12 protein-coding genes and 1 tRNA gene are annotated in these 17240 nt (G+C 70.6%); 11 read left to right on the top strand and 2 right to left on the bottom strand.

Features of this window, described 5'->3' with window-relative positions; translation table 11 throughout:
• The first annotated feature begins 27 nt into the window (after window positions 1-27).
• From BM140_RS12690 to BM140_RS12640, 11 genes are all read left to right on the top strand, one after another.
• Window positions 28-1398, top strand: coding sequence for an ABC1 kinase family protein (locus tag BM140_RS12690; protein ID WP_091946461.1), 1371 nt, complete (start codon window positions 28-30; stop codon window positions 1396-1398).
• Between the two features lie 123 nt (window positions 1399-1521).
• On the top strand, window positions 1522-1815 hold the full coding sequence (locus BM140_RS12685) for an aa3-type cytochrome c oxidase subunit IV (protein WP_091946458.1): 294 nt from the start codon (window positions 1522-1524) through the stop codon (window positions 1813-1815).
• Between the two features lie 119 nt (window positions 1816-1934).
• Window positions 1935-3074, top strand: coding sequence for a Re/Si-specific NAD(P)(+) transhydrogenase subunit alpha (locus BM140_RS12680; RefSeq protein WP_091946454.1), 1140 nt, complete (start codon window positions 1935-1937; stop codon window positions 3072-3074).
• Window positions 3075-3097: 23 nt separating this feature from the next.
• Window positions 3098-3544: a proton-translocating transhydrogenase family protein gene (locus BM140_RS12675; RefSeq protein ID WP_091946451.1), complete on the top strand. Its 447-nt coding sequence runs from the start codon at window positions 3098-3100 to the stop codon at window positions 3542-3544.
• Window positions 3545-3548: 4 nt separating this feature from the next.
• Complete coding sequence (locus BM140_RS12670; protein ID WP_091946448.1) at window positions 3549-4946, top strand: NAD(P)(+) transhydrogenase (Re/Si-specific) subunit beta; 1398 nt, start codon at window positions 3549-3551, stop codon at window positions 4944-4946.
• A gap of 91 nt (window positions 4947-5037) precedes the next feature.
• Window positions 5038-6861 (top strand): single-stranded-DNA-specific exonuclease RecJ, encoded by a 1824-nt coding sequence (gene recJ, locus BM140_RS12665; protein ID WP_091946445.1) that lies wholly within the window; start codon window positions 5038-5040, stop codon window positions 6859-6861.
• A 200-nt stretch (window positions 6862-7061) separates the two neighbouring features.
• A tRNA-Tyr gene (locus BM140_RS12660) sits at window positions 7062-7145 on the top strand.
• Between the two features lie 174 nt (window positions 7146-7319).
• Window positions 7320-8060 carry a Crp/Fnr family transcriptional regulator gene (locus BM140_RS12655; RefSeq protein WP_091946442.1) on the top strand — a complete coding sequence of 247 codons (741 nt, stop codon included), beginning with the start codon at window positions 7320-7322 and terminating at the stop codon, window positions 8058-8060.
• A 49-nt stretch (window positions 8061-8109) separates the two neighbouring features.
• Window positions 8110-8802, top strand: a complete 693-nt coding sequence (locus BM140_RS12650; RefSeq protein WP_091946439.1) for a sensor histidine kinase — start codon at window positions 8110-8112, stop codon at window positions 8800-8802.
• A gap of 179 nt (window positions 8803-8981) precedes the next feature.
• Entirely contained in the window at window positions 8982-10967 is a 1986-nt protein-coding gene (locus tag BM140_RS12645) for an autotransporter assembly complex protein TamA (protein ID WP_091946436.1), read from the top strand.
• Between the two features lie 66 nt (window positions 10968-11033).
• Window positions 11034-15359 carry a translocation/assembly module TamB domain-containing protein gene (locus BM140_RS12640; protein ID WP_244535412.1) on the top strand — a complete coding sequence of 1442 codons (4326 nt, stop codon included), beginning with the start codon at window positions 11034-11036 and terminating at the stop codon, window positions 15357-15359.
• A gap of 132 nt (window positions 15360-15491) precedes the next feature.
• Here BM140_RS12640 and cynS read toward each other — a convergent pair whose 3' ends face one another.
• Both cynS and BM140_RS12630 read right to left on the bottom strand, forming a co-directional pair.
• Window positions 15492-15980: a cyanase gene (gene cynS, locus BM140_RS12635; protein ID WP_091946430.1), complete on the bottom strand. Its 489-nt coding sequence runs from the start codon at window positions 15978-15980 to the stop codon at window positions 15492-15494.
• 117 nt (window positions 15981-16097) lie between these two features.
• Entirely contained in the window at window positions 16098-17171 is a 1074-nt protein-coding gene (locus tag BM140_RS12630; RefSeq protein ID WP_091946427.1) for an adenylate/guanylate cyclase domain-containing protein, read from the bottom strand.
• Window positions 17172-17240 lie beyond the last annotated feature (69 nt).

The raw sequence follows: 17240 nt of genomic DNA, 5'->3' as shown, positions 1-17240 counted from the left end.
TCCCCCTCAGGACCGATCCGCAGCGCCATGGCCGAGACCGACCGCGAAGCCAACCGCTTCACCGCCCGCGCGAGCCGCTACGCCAGCGTCGGCGCCAATGTCGGCGGCGTCGCCGCCCGGATGGCCGCCGCGCGCCTGTTCGGCGGCAAGGACGGCGCCGCGCCAAGCAACGCCGCCGCGCTGGCGCAGGCGCTCGGCGGCCTCAAGGGCCCGATCATGAAGGTGGCGCAACTGCTCGCCACCGTGCCGGACCTGCTCCCGCCCGAATACGCGGCGGAACTGCAAAAACTCCAGGCCGACGCGCCGCCGATGGGGGCGGCCTTCGTCAAGCGGCGGATGATGGCCGAGCTCGGCGCCGATTGGCAGAGCCGGTTCCAGAGCTTCGACCTGAAGCCCGCGGCCGCCGCCTCCCTGGGGCAGGTCCACCGCGCCGCCGCCCTCGACGGCACGCCGCTCGCCTGCAAGCTCCAATATCCGGACATGCAGTCGGCGGTGGAGGCCGACCTCAAGCAGCTCCAGGTGGCCTTCGCCTTCCACCGCCGTATGAATTCCTGGCTCGACACCACCGAGATCGCCAAGGAGATCGGAGCGCGGGTGCGCGAGGAGCTCGATTACGAGCGGGAGGCCAAGCACGCCGCCCTCTACGGCGCCGTCCTGAAGGACATCGATTCGGTCCGCGTGCCGCAGGTCCGCACCGATCTCTCGACGAAGCGGCTTCTGAGCCTCGGCTGGCTCGACGGCGACAAGATCCTGAATTTCGCACAATCGCCGATCGAGATCCGCAACCGGCTGGCGCAGGCGATGTTCAAGGCGTGGTGGCACCCGTTCAGCCGCGCCGCCGTCATCCACGGCGATCCGCATCTCGGCAACTACACCGTCTTCTCCGAGGGCGGGGAGCCGCAGGGCATCAACCTGCTCGATTACGGCTGCGTGCGCATCTTCCATCCGCGCTTCGTCGGCGGCGTGGTCGATCTCTATCGCGGCCTGCTGGAGAACGACCGGGACCGGATCGTCCATGCCTACGAGGTGTGGGGCTTCAAGAAGCTCGACCGCGAGACCGTGGACATCCTCAACATCTGGGCCCGCTTCATCTACGGCCCGCTTCTGGAGGACCGCACCCGCACCGTCGCCGACGGCATCGAACCCGGCGCCTACGGACGGCGCGAGGCCTTCTCGGTGCATCAGGCGCTGAAGGAACGCGGGCCGGTGACCGTGCCTCAGGAATTCGTGTTCATGGACCGGGCCGCGGTCGGTCTCGGGGCGGTCTTCCTGCACCTGCGCTCGGAGCTGAATTACCATCGCCTGTTCGAGGCGGAGATCGAGCGCTTCTCCCTCGAAGCGCTCGCCGGGCGTCAGGAAAGTGCACTCGCGGCCGCGGGGCTGCCACAGCCGGCCTGATCCCGCTTGCGAAAACCCGTCATCCGTTTGTCAACCTGGCGGTCAAGCTGATTGCTCCCCGCTTGGCCTTGCGCTAAATCCGCGCGTGACAAGCAAAACGAAGTCAGGGAACGGGCGCGCAAAATGGCGGACACGAAGACCCTCTCGGGCCTGAATTACAGCCCGGCGATGGACGAGAAGACCCACGAGCAGACCTATCGCGGCTTCATCCGCTTCGTCGAGATCGGCACCGTCACGGTTCTCTGCTGGGTGCTGGCGCTGGCCATCGGCGGCGTGCACGAGGCCTGGATCACCGCGATCATCGGCGTCCTCGTCTCCTGGGGCCTCGCCGCGCTCGGCGCCTTCGTTCCGGCCATCGGCTGGAAGGCACAGGCCGGCCTTTTCGTCGTCCTCGCCGCCATCCTCTTTCTGAGCTGAGCGCCTGCGAACAAGGGTCGGTCCGAACGGGGGCCGGCCTTTGCGTGACAATTGAGCCATACACATAGCTCGGATACCGGCACGCCGAATGGGCGGCTGTAAGAACGGGAGCAAACCGAATGCGCATCTCCGTGTTGACGGAGGCGGATCCCGCGGAACCGCGGGTCGCCTCCGTCCCTGAAACGGTTAAGAAATTCGTCGGCCTGGGCGGCGAGGTCGTGGTCCAATCGGGGGCCGGCGCGAATGCCGGCGTGCCCGATTCGGAATACGAGGCGGCCGGCGCCAAGATCGCCGGGTCGGCCGAGGAGGCCCTGTCCGGCGCCGATCTCGTCCTCAAGGTGCGTCGCCCGAATGCCGAAGAGCTCGGCAAGATCGGCAAAGGCGCCACCGTCGTCGCCATCATGGACCCCTACGGCCATGAGGACGCGCTGAAGGCCATGGCCGATGCAGGCGTGAACGCCTTCGCCATGGAGTTGATGCCCCGCATCACCCGCGCCCAGGTCATGGACGTCCTGTCCTCTCAGGCCAACCTCGCGGGCTACCGCGCCGTCATCGACGGCGCCGCCGAGTACGGCCGCTCCCTGCCGATGATGATGACCGCCGCCGGCACCGTCCCGGCCGCGCGCATCTTCATCATGGGCGTCGGCGTCGCCGGCCTCCAGGCCATCGCCACCGCCCGGCGCCTCGGCGCCGTCGTGACGGCAACCGACGTGCGCCCGGCCACCAAGGAACAGGTCGAATCGCTCGGCGCGAAGTTCGTCGCCGTCGAGGACGAGGAGTTCAAGTCGGCCGAGACCTCCGGCGGCTACGCCAAGGAGATGTCGGCGGAGTACCAGAAGAAGCAGGCGGAGCTGGTCAAGGGCCACATCGCCAAGCAAGACATCGTCATCACCACGGCCCTGATCCCCGGCCGGCCGGCGCCGAAGCTCGTCTCCGAGGAGATGGTCGCCTCGATGAAGCCCGGCTCGGTGCTCGTCGACCTCGCGGTCGAGCGCGGCGGCAACGTCGCGGGTGCCAAGGCCGGCGAGATCGTCACCGTCGGCAACGGCGTGAAGATCGTCGGCCACACCAACGTGCCCGGCCGCCTCGCGGCCACCGCCTCCGCCCTCTACGCCCGCAACCTCTACGCCTTCGTCGAAACCCTGATCGACAAGGAGTCGAAGTCGCTCGCGGTCAAGTGGGACGACGAGCTCGTCAAGGCGACCAACCTCACCCGCGACGGTCAGGTGGTTCACCCGAACTTCCAGCCCAAAGCCTGACCGCTCGCGGAGGATCCTGAGACATGGCCAACGTACCCCTCTCCGCCGCAGAACAGGCCCAGGCCGCTGCGGCCGCCGCGAAGACCGCGGCCGAAATCGCCCAGCAGAACGCCGTCCAGGCCCAGTCCATCGCCGACGCCCTCGGGCACGGCGTGGCGGCGGCCACCCACGGCGCGGTCGATCCCACCGTGTTCCGCCTCGCGATCTTCGTGCTGGCGATCTTCGTCGGCTACTACGTCGTCTGGTCGGTGACCCCGGCGCTGCACACGCCGCTGATGTCGGTCACCAACGCGATCTCCTCGGTCATCATCGTCGGCGCGCTGCTCGCGGTCGGCGTCCCCCTCGTCGAGAAGGGCACCGGTTGGGCCCGCTTCTTCGGCTTCATCGGTATCGTCCTCGCCTCCGTGAACATCTTCGGCGGCTTCCTCGTCACGCAGCGCATGCTCGGCATGTACAAGAAGAAGGTCTGAGGCGATGTCGGAAAACGTCTCTTCCCTTCTCTACATCGTCGCCGGCGTCCTGTTCATCATGGCGCTGCGGGGGCTCTCGCACCCGACGACCGCCCGCCAGGGCAACACCTACGGCATGGTGGGCATGGCGATCGCCATCCTCACCACGCTGATCGGGCATCCGCCCGCCGGCATCGGCGCGTGGTTCCTCGTGCTCCTCGCCCTCGGCATCGGCGGCGGCGCCGGCGCAGTGATCGCCAAGCGCGTTCCCATGACGGCGATGCCGCAGCTGGTCGCGGCCTTCCACTCGCTGGTCGGCCTCGCCGCGGTCGCGGTGGCGGCCGGTGCGCTCTACGCGCCCCAGGCCTTCGGCATCATCGAGAACGGCCACTTCCACAAGCAGTCGCTGTTCGAGATGGGGCTGGGCGTCGCCATCGGCGCGATCACCTTCACGGGTTCGGTCATCGCCTTCGCCAAGCTCGACGGGCGCATGTCCGGCAAGCCGATCCTGCTGCCGGCCCGGCACGCCATCAACCTCGCGACGGCGATCTTCCTCGTCGTTCTGCTGGCGATCTTCATCGGCACCGAATCGAAGGCGGTGTTCTGGCTGATCGTGATCGTGTCGCTGGTCCTCGGCGGCCTGATCATCATTCCGATCGGCGGCGCCGACATGCCCGTCGTCGTGTCGATGCTCAACTCCTACTCGGGCTGGGCCGCGGCCGGCATCGGCTTCACGCTGGGCAACCTCGCGCTCATCATCACCGGCTCGCTGGTCGGCTCGTCGGGCGCGATCCTGTCCTACATCATGTGCCACGCGATGAACCGCTCGTTCATCTCGGTCATCCTCGGCGGCTTCGGCGGCGACACCGCCGCGGCCGGCTCGGGCCAGGTCGAGACGCGCCCCGTCAAGCAGGGCTCGGCGGACGACGCGGCCTACATCATGAAGAACGCCGAGAAGGTCATCATCGTCCCCGGCTACGGCATGGCGGTCGCCCAGGCGCAGCATAGCTTGCGCGAGATGGCCGACCTGCTGAAGAAGGAAGGCGTGGACGTGAAATACGCGATCCACCCGGTCGCGGGCCGCATGCCGGGCCACATGAACGTGCTCTTGGCCGAAGCCAACGTCCCCTACGACGAGGTGTTCGAGCTGGAGGACATCAACGGCGAGTTCCCGCAGGCGGACGTCGCCTTCGTGATCGGCGCCAACGACGTCACCAACCCGGCCGCCAAGACCGACAAGTCGTCCGCCATCTACGGCATGCCGATCCTCGACGTGGAGAAGGCCAAGACCGTGCTCTTCATCAAGCGCGGCATGGGCTCGGGCTACGCGGGCGTGGAGAACGAGGTGTTCTTCCGCGACAACACCATGATGCTGTTCGGCGACGCCAAGAAGGTCGTGGACTCGATCCTCAAGAACCTCTGAGCGACAGCCGACGGATGAGCAGCGGGGCGGGCGATCGATCGCCCGCCCCGCTGTCGTTTCAAGGGCGCAGCCAGAAGCCGGCGAAGCGGGTATGTTGCCGCCCGTGTCCGCCGCAGCCCTCATCCAGTCCGAAAAAACCATCCTCGGCGTCGAGGCCTCCGTGCTGGGGCGGCCCTGGCGCGAGCGTTGCGCCGATCCCGGCCTCCAGGCCTTCGCCACGGCGATGACGCAAGGCTACGGCCTGCCGGACCTGCTCGCCCGCGTGCTGGCCGGGCGCGGCGTGCGGCCGGCGGAGGCGGAAGCCTATCTCGCGCCACGCCTGCGCGACCTGATGCCGGACCCGTCCGTGCTCGTCGCCATGGAGGCGGCGGTGGAGCGCCTCGCCCACGCCGTGCGGAGGCGTGAGCCGGTGGCGATCTTCGGCGATTACGATGTGGACGGCGCCGCGAGCGCGGCGCTGCTCGCCGAGTACCTGCGGGCGCTCGACGTGCCGGTGCGCATCCACATCCCGGACCGGATCACCGAGGGCTACGGCCCGAACGTCGCCGCCGTGACCGCGCTGGCGGAGGAGGGCGCCAAACTCCTCGTCTGCGTCGATTGCGGCACCGCCGGCCACGAACCCCTGGCCGCGGCCGCCGCGCTCGGCCTCGACGTCATCGTCCTCGACCATCACGGCGCCCCGGAGGAACTGCCCCCCGCCCGCGCCCTGGTGAACCCCAACCGCCTCGACGATTTATCCGGCCTCGGCCATCTCTGTGCGGCGGGCGTCGTCTTCATGACGCTGGTCGCGCTCGCCCGGCGGCTGCGGGGGGAGGGCGCTTTCGGGACCGGCGAGGGCCCACGGCTCACCGATTCCCTCGATCTCGTGGCGCTCGCCACCGTCGCCGACGTGGTGCCGCTGAAGGGCTTGAACCGCGCCTTCGTGGTCCAGGGGCTGGCGGTGATGCGGGCGCGCGGTCGGCCGGGTCTGGCCGCGCTCCTCGACGCGGCGGGCCTCGGCGAGCCGCCGGAATCCTGGCATCTCGGCTTCCTGCTCGGCCCCCGCATCAATGCGGGTGGGCGCATCGGCGATGCCGGCCTCGGCGCGCGCCTCCTCACCACGACGGACGCGATCGAGGCACGCGGCATCGCCGCTGAACTCGACCGGCTCAACCGCGAGCGGCAGGCGATCGAGGCCGTCGCCGTGGCGGAAGCCGAAGCCGAGATGGACCGCCGCCTGATGGCCGATCCCGACCGGCCGGTGCTGGTCGCCGCCTCGCCCGAGTGGCATCCGGGCATCGTCGGGCTGATCGCCGCCCGGCTCAAGGAACGCTTCGGCCGCCCGGCCTTCGCCTTCGCGGTCAAGCCCGACGGCACCGCGGTCGGCTCCGGCCGCTCCGTGGCGGGCGCCGATCTCGGGGCGGCGGTGCGCGCCGCGGTCGAGGATGGGCTGGCGATCAAGGGCGGCGGCCACGCCATGGCGGCGGGCGTGACGCTCGCCGCGGGCGGGCTCGATGCCTTCGGTCAGGGGCTCGACCGCGCCCTGTCCGAGTCGGTCGCCCAGGCCCGCGCGGCGGAGGCGCTTCTCATCGACGGCACGGTGAGCGCGGGCGGCGCCACCGCCGAACTCGTGCGGCTGATCCAGCGCGCCGGTCCGTTCGGGCAGGGGGCGCCCGAGCCGGTGATGGCGTTGCCGCGTCATCGCCTCGTCGATGCCGGCATCGTCGGCAACGGTCATGTCCGCGCCCGCTTCGCCAGCGGCGACGGCCAGACGCTCGGCGCCATCGCCTTCCGGGCGGCGCAGGGGCCCGTCGGCACGACGCTGCTCGGTGGCATCGGCCGCACCTTCCACGCCGCCGGCACGCTCTCCTGCGACCGTTGGCGCGGGGCCGAGCGGGCGCAGTTGCGCATCTGCGATCTCGCGCCCTGCGACTGATGCCAATCGGCGATGATCCCGACGCATCGCCGGTTGCCCCCGCGACGGCGGCGCGGCAGCCGACGCCGCGGGGGCGGCGCCTGAAGCCGAGAACAAACCGAGCGATCCCTCCGAACTGTGTTGACACCCGCCCGCAGCCTCACCATAAGGACGACGCCCGCCGCGGAGCGCCAGCCTCTGGCCCGCGGTGACAGCGGTTTGGGGGAATGTCCCGAGCGGCAAAGGGGGCGGACTGTAAATCCGCTGCGTAAGCTTCGTAGGTTCGAGTCCTACTTCCCCCACCAAACCCAGCACATACCGGTATGATCGGACTGCGCCGCTGCGCCACAGGAAAGCCCTGGGGCGCAGGCGGGCTGTTGCGCGTTCTTAAGGGCTGCGCCGTCGTGCAGGATGTAACTTTGTTGAATTTCCGGGCCTGCAAGGACGGTTAGGTTGCCGCGAATTCGTAAGGAAGAGTCGTGGTCAACCCTCTCGTACGCAAGCTGGAGAACTTCGTCCGCCTCTCCGCCGAGGAGCGGGGCGCCCTCGACCGCGTGATCCAGAACGCCCGAAGGCTGGGCCCGCGCGAGGATGTGGTCCGCGACGGCGAGCGGCCGCGCCACGTCAACCTGATCCTCGAAGGCTGGGCCTGCCGCTACAAGCAGCTCGAGGACGGGCGACGTCAGGTGATCTCGATCTTCCTGCCCGGCGACATGTGCGATCCCCACGTCTTCGTCCTGAAGAACATGGATCACTCGCTCGGTACGCTCACCTCCTGCCTCATCGCCGAGGTGTCGGAGACCTCGATCCGCGAGATCACCGCCGAGAGCCGCAAGCTGGAAGAAGCGCTGTGGTGGGAGATGCTGGTCTCGGCGGCGATCCAGCGGGAATGGACCGTCAGCCTTGGGCAGCGCCTCGCCACGGAACGGCTCGGGCACCTGTTCTGCGAGCTGTTCATGCGCCTTGCGGCGGTCGGCCTGACCAACGGGACAAGTTGCGAGTTCCCGATCACCCAGGCCGATCTCGGCGACGCGATGGGCCTCTCGACGGTGCATATCAACCGCACCTTGAAGGAGCTGCGCGCCGCCGGCCTGATCCGTCTGCGCGGACGCCAGCTGACGATTCCCGATTTCGCCGCCTTGCAGTCCGCCTCCCTGTTTGATCCTTCTTACCTGCACTATGAGCGTGATTCTGCCGTATCGGCAGTCGGCGCCCATTGAGCCAGAGGCGGAGGGCCAGCCACATGCGGGCGAGGTGGATGGCACGGCGATGACCCAGGACAATCAAGACCCGCGCATCGCGGAACTCGAGGCCGAGAACAGGCGGCTGCGCCGCTTCCTCGACGAGAAGGGGCTGCCCGCCGAGCAACGCCATCAGGTCCGCAACACGCTCGCGATGCTGCGCGCCATCATCCGGCGCTCCGCCGAGACCGCCGACAGCGTCGAGACCTACGCCGCCCATCTCGACGGACGGCTCGACGCCATCGCCCGCGTGCTCAGCGCGCTGATGCGCAGCGTACCGGAGGGGGTGGCCCTGCATGCGCTCATCGCCGACGAGTTGCTCGCCCATCTCGCCCGCGAGGGCGATCAGGTCGCGATTTCCGGGCCGAACCTGCGCCTGCGCCCGGGCGCCGCCGAGATCATCGCGCTGGCGATCCACGAATTGACCGTCAACGCCCTCGAACACGGCGCCCTGATGGTGCCGCACGGCCGCATCGCGGTGACGTGGTCGGTGGTGCCGCCCGCCGCCGGCGGGGCGTTCACCTTCGTCTGGACCGAGACCGGCCTGGAAAACCTGCCGCCCGAGCCATCGCATCGCGGCTTCGGCACCGAGGTGCTGGAGCGCAGCCTGCGCTACGAACTGAAGGCCGAGACCGACCTCGCCTACACGCCCGACGGTCTGCGCTGCACGATCACGCTCCCGCTCCCAGCGCAGATCAAGCTGGTGGAGGACGACGAGTAGGCCCCCCCGCGCAAGGGTGGGCGCGCGAAGGCGGAGGGCGGCGTTCCGGTCATCACCATGTCTTGAGGCGTCCCAAGCGTGGCCGGGTAGCCGCGGCGGTCATCGACGGGTAGTTTACCGAACGATGCTTTTCTCGCGAGGCATCGGCCCCGCCGGAAGAGACGGACCCGCCTTATCGAATGACCGTCCGGAAGAATCGCCCACTGCGTTCGCCCGTGATCGGTGGCGTGTTTCTCTCGACGGCGCTGGCCGCGGGTCTGCCGCAGCCGGCGGCCGCCTTCGACCTGTTCGGCCTGTTCGGATCGGAAGAAGCGCCGCCCGCCCCGACGCAGGCCGCGCTGCCCTACAGCATCCGCATCACCGGCACCGACGATTCCGACGTCCTGACCGCGCTGCAGGACACCTCGACCCTCTACCGCCTGCGCCAGGAGGCCCCGCCGGACGGCGAGGGGCTGGTGCGCCGCGCCGAGGCGGACCTGCGCCGCCTGACCGACGTGCTCTCGGGCTACGGCTATTATCAGGGCACCGTCTCGATCCGGGTGGACGGCGTGCCGGTCACCGGCGAGGCCTCGCTTCCGGCCGCGGCCCGCGCGGCGGAAGGCTCGCGCGCCCGCGCCCTGGTGCCGGTGAAGATCGCCGTCGATCTCGGCCCCGCCTACACCGTCCGCTCCGTGCGCGCCCTCGATCCGCGGGGTCGGCCGTTCCCGGAGGACACGCTGCCGGAGCGGTTCGTTCGCCCCGGCGACGACGTGCCGGCCCGCTCGGCGACCGTGCTGGCCCGCGAGGCGAAGATCGTCGATCGCTTCCGGGCGCTGGGCCATCCCTTCGCCAAGGCGGTCTCCCGCGATCCGGTGGTGGACGATGCCGCCCACGTCATGGACGTGACCTTCACCATCGATCCCGGCCCCAAGGCGGGCCTGGGCGAGGTCGCCGTGAAGGCGTCCGAGGGGATCGACCCGGCCGTCATCCGCTCGTTCATCTACACCGAGCCGGGCGATCCGTACTCGCCCAAGGCGGTCGCCGACATCCGCCGCTCGGTCGCCCGCATCGAGGGGCTCGGCGCGGTGCGCGTGCGCGAGGGTGAGAGCCTGGACGCGCAGGGCAACCTGCCGATCTTCGTCGAGGTGAGCGAGCGCGAGCGCAACCTCATCGGCGTCTCGGCCCGCTACTCCACCGTCGATGGGCCGGGCATCCGCGCCTATTACGCGAACCGCAACCTGTTCGGCGGCCTGGAGACGCTCCGGCTCGACGCCGACATCTACTATCTCGGCCTTGGCTACGATCCGTTCGCGCAGCAGCGCAAGGCCGCCGGCATCGACACCACGGGCCTCGGCGGGCGCCTGTCGGCGACCTTCGTGAAGCCGGCGCTGTGGGGCACCCGCAACGATCTGCTGGCCAACGCCTTCGTCACCCGCGAGGTGCAGCAGAGCTACTTCGTCGATGCCGCCGGCGCCTCGGTCGCCGTCCGCCACCGCTTCTCCGACACCTTCTCGGCCCAGGTCGGCCTCGACGGGCAGATCGGCCGCTCGCAGGACGCGCTCGGCACGGTGAAGTACCGGCTGATCGGCGTACCGGTCTCGGTCACCTACGATTCGACCGACAACCTGCTCGACCCGACGCAGGGCTTCCGCTTTCAGGCCTCGGCCGCGCCCTATCCGGGCTTCCTCGGCTCGGACCCCGGCATCTTCGTCGCGAAAGCGCAGGGCTCGACCTATTACGCACTGGACGAGGACGCGAATTACGTGCTCGCCGGCCGCCTCGGCTTCGGCTCGGTCTCCGGAGCGCGGCTCGACGAGATCCCGGACAATTTCCGCTTCTTCGCGGGCGGCGGCGGCTCGGTGCGCGGCTTCGCGTTCCGCACGCTGGGACCGCGCGGTCCGTTCAATCTGCCGATCGGCGGGCGCAGCCTGCTCGAAGCGTCCATTGAAGCGCGCATCAAGGTCACCGACACCATCGGCATCGTGCCGTTCTTCGACGCCGGCACCGCCTTCGCCTCGACCCTGCCGGATTTCGATGAGCGTATCCGCAAGGCGGTGGGTCTGGGCCTGCGCTACTATACCGGCATCGGCCCGATCCGCGTGGACGTCGCCTTCCCGCTCGACCGGATCAAGGGATACCACGAGCGCCCGGTCGCCCTGTACATCAGTCTCGGACAGGCCTTCTGAATGGGATTTTTTCGCAGCCGGCGCGGCGCCAACCCTCCCCCCTCCGCGGGGGAGGGTGCCTCGCGGATGCGAGGCGGGAGAGGGGTTCTCGCGGCACTGTTCGTGCTGGTCCTGCTCCTCGCCGCCGCCCTCGTTCCGACCGATCTCACCCGCGCCGCCGACGGCGAAAAAACCGTCCTGGGCGGCATCCTCTCAAAGGCGCTGTCCAGCGATTCCTCGCAGGTCTCCATCGGCGCGGTCGACGGTGCGCTCTCGTCCGACGCCACCATCCGCGACGTCGTCATCAGCGACAGCGAGGGCCCCTGGCTGAAGCTCGACCGCGCCCGCCTCGCGTGGCGCCGCCTCGCCCTGCTGTCGGGCCGGCTCGAAATCGACAGCCTGGAACTCGGCCGGCTCGAAGTGCTGCGCAAGCCGATCCCCGGAATCGCCCCGGTCGAGGCCGAGCCGCCGGACGGCTCGCTGCTGCCCGACCTCCCGGTCAAGGTCGAGATCAAGGCGTTCCGGCTCGCGGAACTCATCCTCGGCGAGACCATCGCCGGCCAGCCGGCCCGGCTGTCGGCGGATGGCAAGGCCAAGCTCGGCAACCCGTCGGAAGGGCTCGACCTCGCGGTGACGGCCCGGCGTCTCGACGCCGCCGGGCTGTTCGACGCCAAGCTGCTGTTCGTGCCGAAAGGCGAGAAGCTGGAAGTGAAGGCCGCGCTGACCGAGCCCGAGGGCGGGCTCCTGTCGAAGGCCGCCAACCTCCCCGGCACGCCGCCGATCCAATTCGACCTCGAAGGCCGCGGCACGCTGGATTCCTTCAACGCCCGGCTCGATTTCGACGCCGGCCCGGAGATCGGCGCCAAGGGTGGCGCCCGGCTGTCGCGCATCGGCAGCGACCGGCGCCTGACCCTCGATCTCGCCTCGCGGATCGAAGGCCTCGTGCCGGGCCCGCTCGCCGCGATCTTTTCGGGCACGACCAAGCTCGACGGCGGGCTGGCGTTCGCCGATTCCGGCGCCTTCCGCATCGACCGGCTCGACCTGACCTCGCGCACCGCCCGCCTCGGCCTCGGCGGTACGCTGAGCGCGGACAAAAACGCCGATTTCCGCATCGAGGCCCGCGCGGTTCCGACCGAGGGCGGCAAGACCAAGGCCGCCGAGAGCGAAATCGAAACGCTGGTCTTCGACGGCAGCCTCAAGGGTCCGCTCACCGCCCCGCAGGTGAAGGGCGCCCTCAAGGCCGCGGGCCTGCGGACCAGGGAATCCACCCTCGACCGCGTCGAGGCCCTGCTCTCGGTCGAGCCGACCGGGACCGACAAGGCGCGCCGCTTCGCCATCAGCGCCGACGGCCGCGTCGAGGGCCTGTCGCTCGCCGACCCGGCGCTCCGCCGGGCGATCGGCGAGCGGGCAAAACTGACCTTGCGGGCCGAGGCCGGCTCCGATGGCGTGATCGATGTCGCCGGCCTCACGCTCGACGCCGACACCGCCCGCGTTTCCTACGTCGGCAAGGTCGGCCAGAACACGCTCGCCGGCACGCTCCAGGCCGCCCTCGCCGATCTCGGCGCCTTCTCCGGCGTCACCGGCCGCGATCTGGCCGGCCATCTCGACGCCAAGGCGATCTTGAGCGGCGACCCCGCCCGCAAGGCGGTCGCCGCCGACCTCGATCTGCGCGGCGGCGGGATGGTGCTGGGACAGGACGTGGTCGACCGCCTCGTCGGCCGGACGCCCTCGCTGAAGGGCCGGGTGTTCCAGACCTATGACGGCTACGGCTTCGACCGCCTGCTGTTCGAGGGCGCCGAACTCGTCGCGACCTTGCAGGGCCAGGCGACCGCCCGCAGCGCCGACGTGACGGCGCGCCTCGACCTCAAGGACCTCTCCGCCCTCGACGCGCGGCTGACCGGCGCCGCGAGCGCCGACGCCAAGCTCACGGGATCGCTGCGCAAGCCCGACCTCACCGCCGCCCTTCGCGCCCCCACGGCGCGGGCCGACGGCAAGCCGATCCAGGATCTGCGCCTCGACGCGACGCTCACCGACCTGACCGGGGCGCTGGACGGCACCATGCGGCTCACCGGCGACGTGGCCGGCAAGGCACTCAAAGCCGACGCGCATGTCGCCCGGCCAAACAAGACCGACTACGCCCTCGACCGCCTCGCCTTCGCGCTGGGCTCGGTGGCCATCGACGGCCGTGCCGTGGTCGATGCCAAGACCCTGCTGGGGGAGGGCAGCCTGACGGTCCGGGCCGGCGACCTCGCCGACCTCTCGGCGCTGGCGCTCGGCCGCATGGGCGGCAGCCTCGACGCGGCGGTGACCCTGTCCCGCGAGGGCGGACGGCAGGACGCCGCGATCCGAGCGACGGGCGCGAACCTCCGCTACGACACGCTCGGTCTGAACAAGCTCGATGCCGACCTCAAGGGCCGCGATCTGCGCGCCCATCCCGCCCTCGACGGGCGGGCGAGCCTCGACCGCATCGTCGCCGCGGGCCAGACCATCGACACCGTGCGGCTGACCGCGACCGGCACGGCCCAGGCGAGCGACCTCGTGCTCACGGCGCAGGCCCGCGGGTTCAACCTCGACGGCGCCGCCCGGCTAGTCCCGGCGGAGCGCACCCGCGTCGAGATCGCCCGGTTCTCGGCCCAGCGCGGCAGCGATCGCCTCGCGCTCGCCGGCCCCGCCGCGATCACCCTCGACGACGGCTCGGCGCTGATCGAGAACCTGGTCATCGCCGCCGGGTCCGGCCGGGTCAGCGTCCAGGGCCGCGCGGGCCAGGAGCTCGATCTGAAGGTCGGCATCCGCACCCTGCCGCTGGCGCTCGCCCGCATCGCGTCCCCCAGCCTCGCGCTCTCCGGCACGGTCGAGGGCGAGGCGGATATCCGCGGCACCGCCGCGCGACCCGAGGGCCGCTACGCGCTCAACGTCGCCAAGCTGGTGACGCCGGAGACCCGCAAGGCCGGCCTGCCGCCGATCGATGCGCGGGCGAGCGGCACGCTCGCCGACGGCGCCGCCACCCTCGACGGGCGCGTCTCCGCCGGCCGCGGCGCGGACGTCACCGTCACCGGCGCGATCCCCGTCGCGCCCGGCGGCCCGCTCAACCTGAAGGCCCGCGGCACTCTCGACGCGGCGCTCGCCAACTCGCTCCTCAGCACGGGCGGCCAGCGCGTGGCCGGTCGCGTCGCGCTGGACGCCGGCGTCACCGGCACGCTGGCGGCGCCGCGGGTCGAGGGCGCGGCGACGTTGTCGGGCGGCAGCCTCACCGATCCGCTCAACGGCATCCGCCTGACCGACATCCAGGGCCGCATCACCGGCCGCGGCGACGCCATCCAGATCGAGCGCCTCACCGCCGCGACCCGCAACGGCGGACGCCTCGCCATCGACGGCCGCGTCGCCGTCGAGCCGGCTTCCGGCTTCCCCGGCGCACTCAAGATCACGGCGGACCGGGCCGAACTCGTGTCGAGTCCGCTGATGACCGCGGTGACGAGCCTCAACCTCGCGCTCTCCGGCCCGCTCGCCCGCACGCCCAGGATTTCGGGCCGGGTCGATGTCGTCTCGATCGACGTGTCGGTGCCCGACCGGCTGCCCGCCACCGTGCAGCCGCTGCCCGGCATCCGCCACGTCAACACCACCCCCGAGATCCGCGAGCGGCTGGCCAAGCGCGGCGAGCGCAAGGCGCAGATCGCGGCCGCCGGCCGCAAGAAGGCCGCAGCACCTTTTGATGCCAGCCTCGACGTGCTGGTGAGTGCCCCGAACCGCATCTTCGTGCGCGGGCGCGGCATCGATGCCGAACTCGGCGGAGAACTGCGCGTCACCGGCTCCTCGCGCGATCCCCGCGCCAACGGCGATTTCGAGATGCGGCGCGGGCGCCTCAGCCTCGTCGGCCAGCGCCTCGACTTCACCCGGGGGCGCATCGCCTTTGCCGGCGACCTCGCCCAGCCCGATCTCGACTTCGTCGCCGAGACCAAGGCCGGCGACGTGACGGCGCGTGTGGCCGTGACCGGCCCGGCGGCGCAGCCGGTCTTCGCGCTCTCCTCCGATCCGAGCCTGCCGCAGGACGAGGTGCTCTCGCGCATCCTGTTCAAGAAGGCGGCCGGCGGCCTCTCGCCGTTCCAGGCGCTGCAACTCGCACAGGCCGTGGCGCAGCTCTCCGGCGGGGCCGGGGGACCGGACGTGTTCGAAGCGGCCCGCAAGGGGCTGGGGCTCGACAGCCTCGACGTCTCGACCGGCGCCAGCGGCGGCCCGGCGGTCGGCGCCTCGCGCTACATCAACGACCGCATCAGCGTCGGCGTGAAGGCCGGCGCCAAGCCCGCCGACACGGCCGCCACGATCAATTACGACGTCACCCGCCGGATCAAGCTCAACGGCGAGGCCGGCAGCGACGGCCGCACGGCGGTGGGGGTCGGCGCCGAGTGGGAGTGGTAGGGCGGGCGCCACCGTTCGAAGCGGCTGGCGTCACGGTGTTGCGCGTCGCGCTCCGGACTCCATCGGCTCCCCCTCTCCCGGAGCGGCGGGGAGAGGGGACGCGTAAAGGGGCGCGATCAACCCGGATTCGCGCTACGGCTCCTTGAAGCCGTATTCCGGCACGCCCTCGTCGTTGCCATAGTACTTGTACGGTAGGAACTTTCCGGACAGATTCATCTTCACCCGGTCGCCCTTGTTGTTGGGCTCGCGCTCCATGGTCATGTTGAAGTCGATCGCCGACATGATGCCGTCGCCGAATTCTTCCTGGATCAGCTCCTTCCACGTCGTGCCGTAGACCATCACCAGCTCGTAAAAGCGGTAGATCAGCGGATCGGTGGGCGGCATCTGCGGGATCGAGCCGCGATAGGGTGCCTCGTTGAGCATCCGCTCCTCGGCCTTCGACAGGCCGAACAATTCCGCGGCCTTGGCGGCCTGGGCCTTGGGCAGCTTCATCTGGCCCATGCAGGCGGCGGTGATCAGGATCGGCGAGATGCCGCCGATCTCGTCCTGGATGTACTTCCAGGTCCAGCCCTTCTCGCGCTTGATGTCGAGCAGCTTCTCGGTCAGGTCTTCGCGCTTCATGGGGTTCCGTGTTTCTCGCTGTCGCGTGACACGGGACCGGAACGCAAGCCGCGCGCCAGACGGCCGCTTTCGCAGGCAGCTGCGCCCCGGAGGGGCGATCTGCCTGGGGCGTGAGCGTCAGCCGGCGGCTTCGCGCGGACGAGCCAGGGGGCGTGCCTCCGGATTGGGCAGCTCTGCCACCCGTTCGAGCGTCGCGACCGACAGGCGACGACCGCGCCCCCGCAGGGCATGGCTGCCGAGCCCCCGGGCGGTGATGCCCTTGGGCAGATGCGGCAGGCGGGTGAGGAGATCCTCGGAGATCAGGGTGTCGACGCCGAGCGGGCGACACAGCGACTCGACCCGCGCCACGACGTTCACCGCGTCGCCGAAATAGGCGATCTTGTGCCGATCCACGCCCACTTCCGCCGTCACCACCGGGCCGCCATGCAGGCCGGCGCGCAGACGCGGCACGGTGCCGAAGCGCGCCTCCCAGGCGGCGGCGTCGGCCTCGATCCGGTCGCGCACGGCGAACAGGCAGGCGACGCAGCGGGCGTCCTTCAGCCCGCGCTCCATCGGCCACGTGATCATGGCGAGGTCGCCGATATAGTCGTCGACCGAGCCGTGGAACCGGCGCACCGGCTCGGCGAGCGTCGCGAAGACGGCGCTGAGATATTCCTGCGCCCGCAGGTCGCCGTGGGTCTCGGCAAAGGCGGTGGAGCCGACGACATCGAGGAACAGGAAGACGCGCTCCTCCTCCACCGGGCGGTGATAGCGCCCGACGAGGAAGTTGATGAAGACCTCGCCGCCGATGAGATCGCGCATGCGGATCACGAAGACGAGCAGGGCCGAGACCGCGAGCGCGTAGGCCAGCACGCGTGGGGTGGTCCGCACCGCCTCCAGCAGCGGATCGGTGGTGAGGCCGAGCAGCCAGACGACGAGGCCGCCGAGCGCGTTGCCGGCCACGATCATGGCCACGTAGGAGAGCTCAGCCGCCACCACGTAGAAGCCGGCGGGCAGTTGGCGGATGCGGGCCTGGAGCCCGGCGAGCAGCACGCCGCGGTCGAAGGCGAGCGCGGCGATGCCGACGCAGAGGCCGTAGGTGAAGCCCGCCGCCGGGCTCGCGCCGCCCGCGAAGATCACGTTGTAGAGCAGGCCCGCCCCGCCGGTGGCGAGCAGGATCAGGAACCAGAACCAGCGATGGTGCGGCAGCATCAGGCGCGGCTCCGGCGTCCGGCGGGGGGCACGCCCGGCCGGCACGCGCGGGCCTGAAGGCCGCGGCGG

Origin of the sequence: Methylorubrum salsuginis (assembly GCF_900114375.1) — a bacterium.
Classification (GTDB): Bacteria; Pseudomonadota; Alphaproteobacteria; order Rhizobiales; family Beijerinckiaceae; genus Methylobacterium; species Methylobacterium salsuginis.
Note: the sequence above shows the minus strand (reverse complement) of the source record. Positions and strands in the feature narration are given on the sequence as shown.

What these genes read in the sequence shown, in the direction of transcription:
- BM140_RS12690 (WP_091946461.1), top strand. Translation starts at nt 28, where the DNA reads ATGGCCGAGACCGACCGCGAAGCCAACCGCTTCACCGCCCGCGCGAGC.
- BM140_RS12685 (WP_091946458.1), top strand. Translation starts at nt 1,522, where the DNA reads ATGGCGGACACGAAGACCCTCTCGGGCCTGAATTACAGCCCGGCGATG.
- BM140_RS12680 (WP_091946454.1), top strand. Translation starts at nt 1,935, where the DNA reads ATGCGCATCTCCGTGTTGACGGAGGCGGATCCCGCGGAACCGCGGGTC.
- BM140_RS12675 (WP_091946451.1), top strand. Translation starts at nt 3,098, where the DNA reads ATGGCCAACGTACCCCTCTCCGCCGCAGAACAGGCCCAGGCCGCTGCG.
- BM140_RS12670 (WP_091946448.1), top strand. Translation starts at nt 3,549, where the DNA reads ATGTCGGAAAACGTCTCTTCCCTTCTCTACATCGTCGCCGGCGTCCTG.
- recJ (WP_091946445.1), top strand. Translation starts at nt 5,038, where the DNA reads ATGTTGCCGCCCGTGTCCGCCGCAGCCCTCATCCAGTCCGAAAAAACC.
- BM140_RS12650 (WP_091946439.1), top strand. Translation starts at nt 8,110, where the DNA reads ATGACCCAGGACAATCAAGACCCGCGCATCGCGGAACTCGAGGCCGAG.
- BM140_RS12645 (WP_091946436.1), top strand. Translation starts at nt 8,982, where the DNA reads ATGACCGTCCGGAAGAATCGCCCACTGCGTTCGCCCGTGATCGGTGGC.
- BM140_RS12640 (WP_244535412.1), top strand. Translation starts at nt 11,034, where the DNA reads ATGCGAGGCGGGAGAGGGGTTCTCGCGGCACTGTTCGTGCTGGTCCTG.
- cynS (WP_091946430.1), bottom strand. Translation starts at nt 15,980, where the DNA reads ATGAAGCGCGAAGACCTGACCGAGAAGCTGCTCGACATCAAGCGCGAG.
- BM140_RS12630 (WP_091946427.1), bottom strand. Translation starts at nt 17,171, where the DNA reads ATGCTGCCGCACCATCGCTGGTTCTGGTTCCTGATCCTGCTCGCCACC.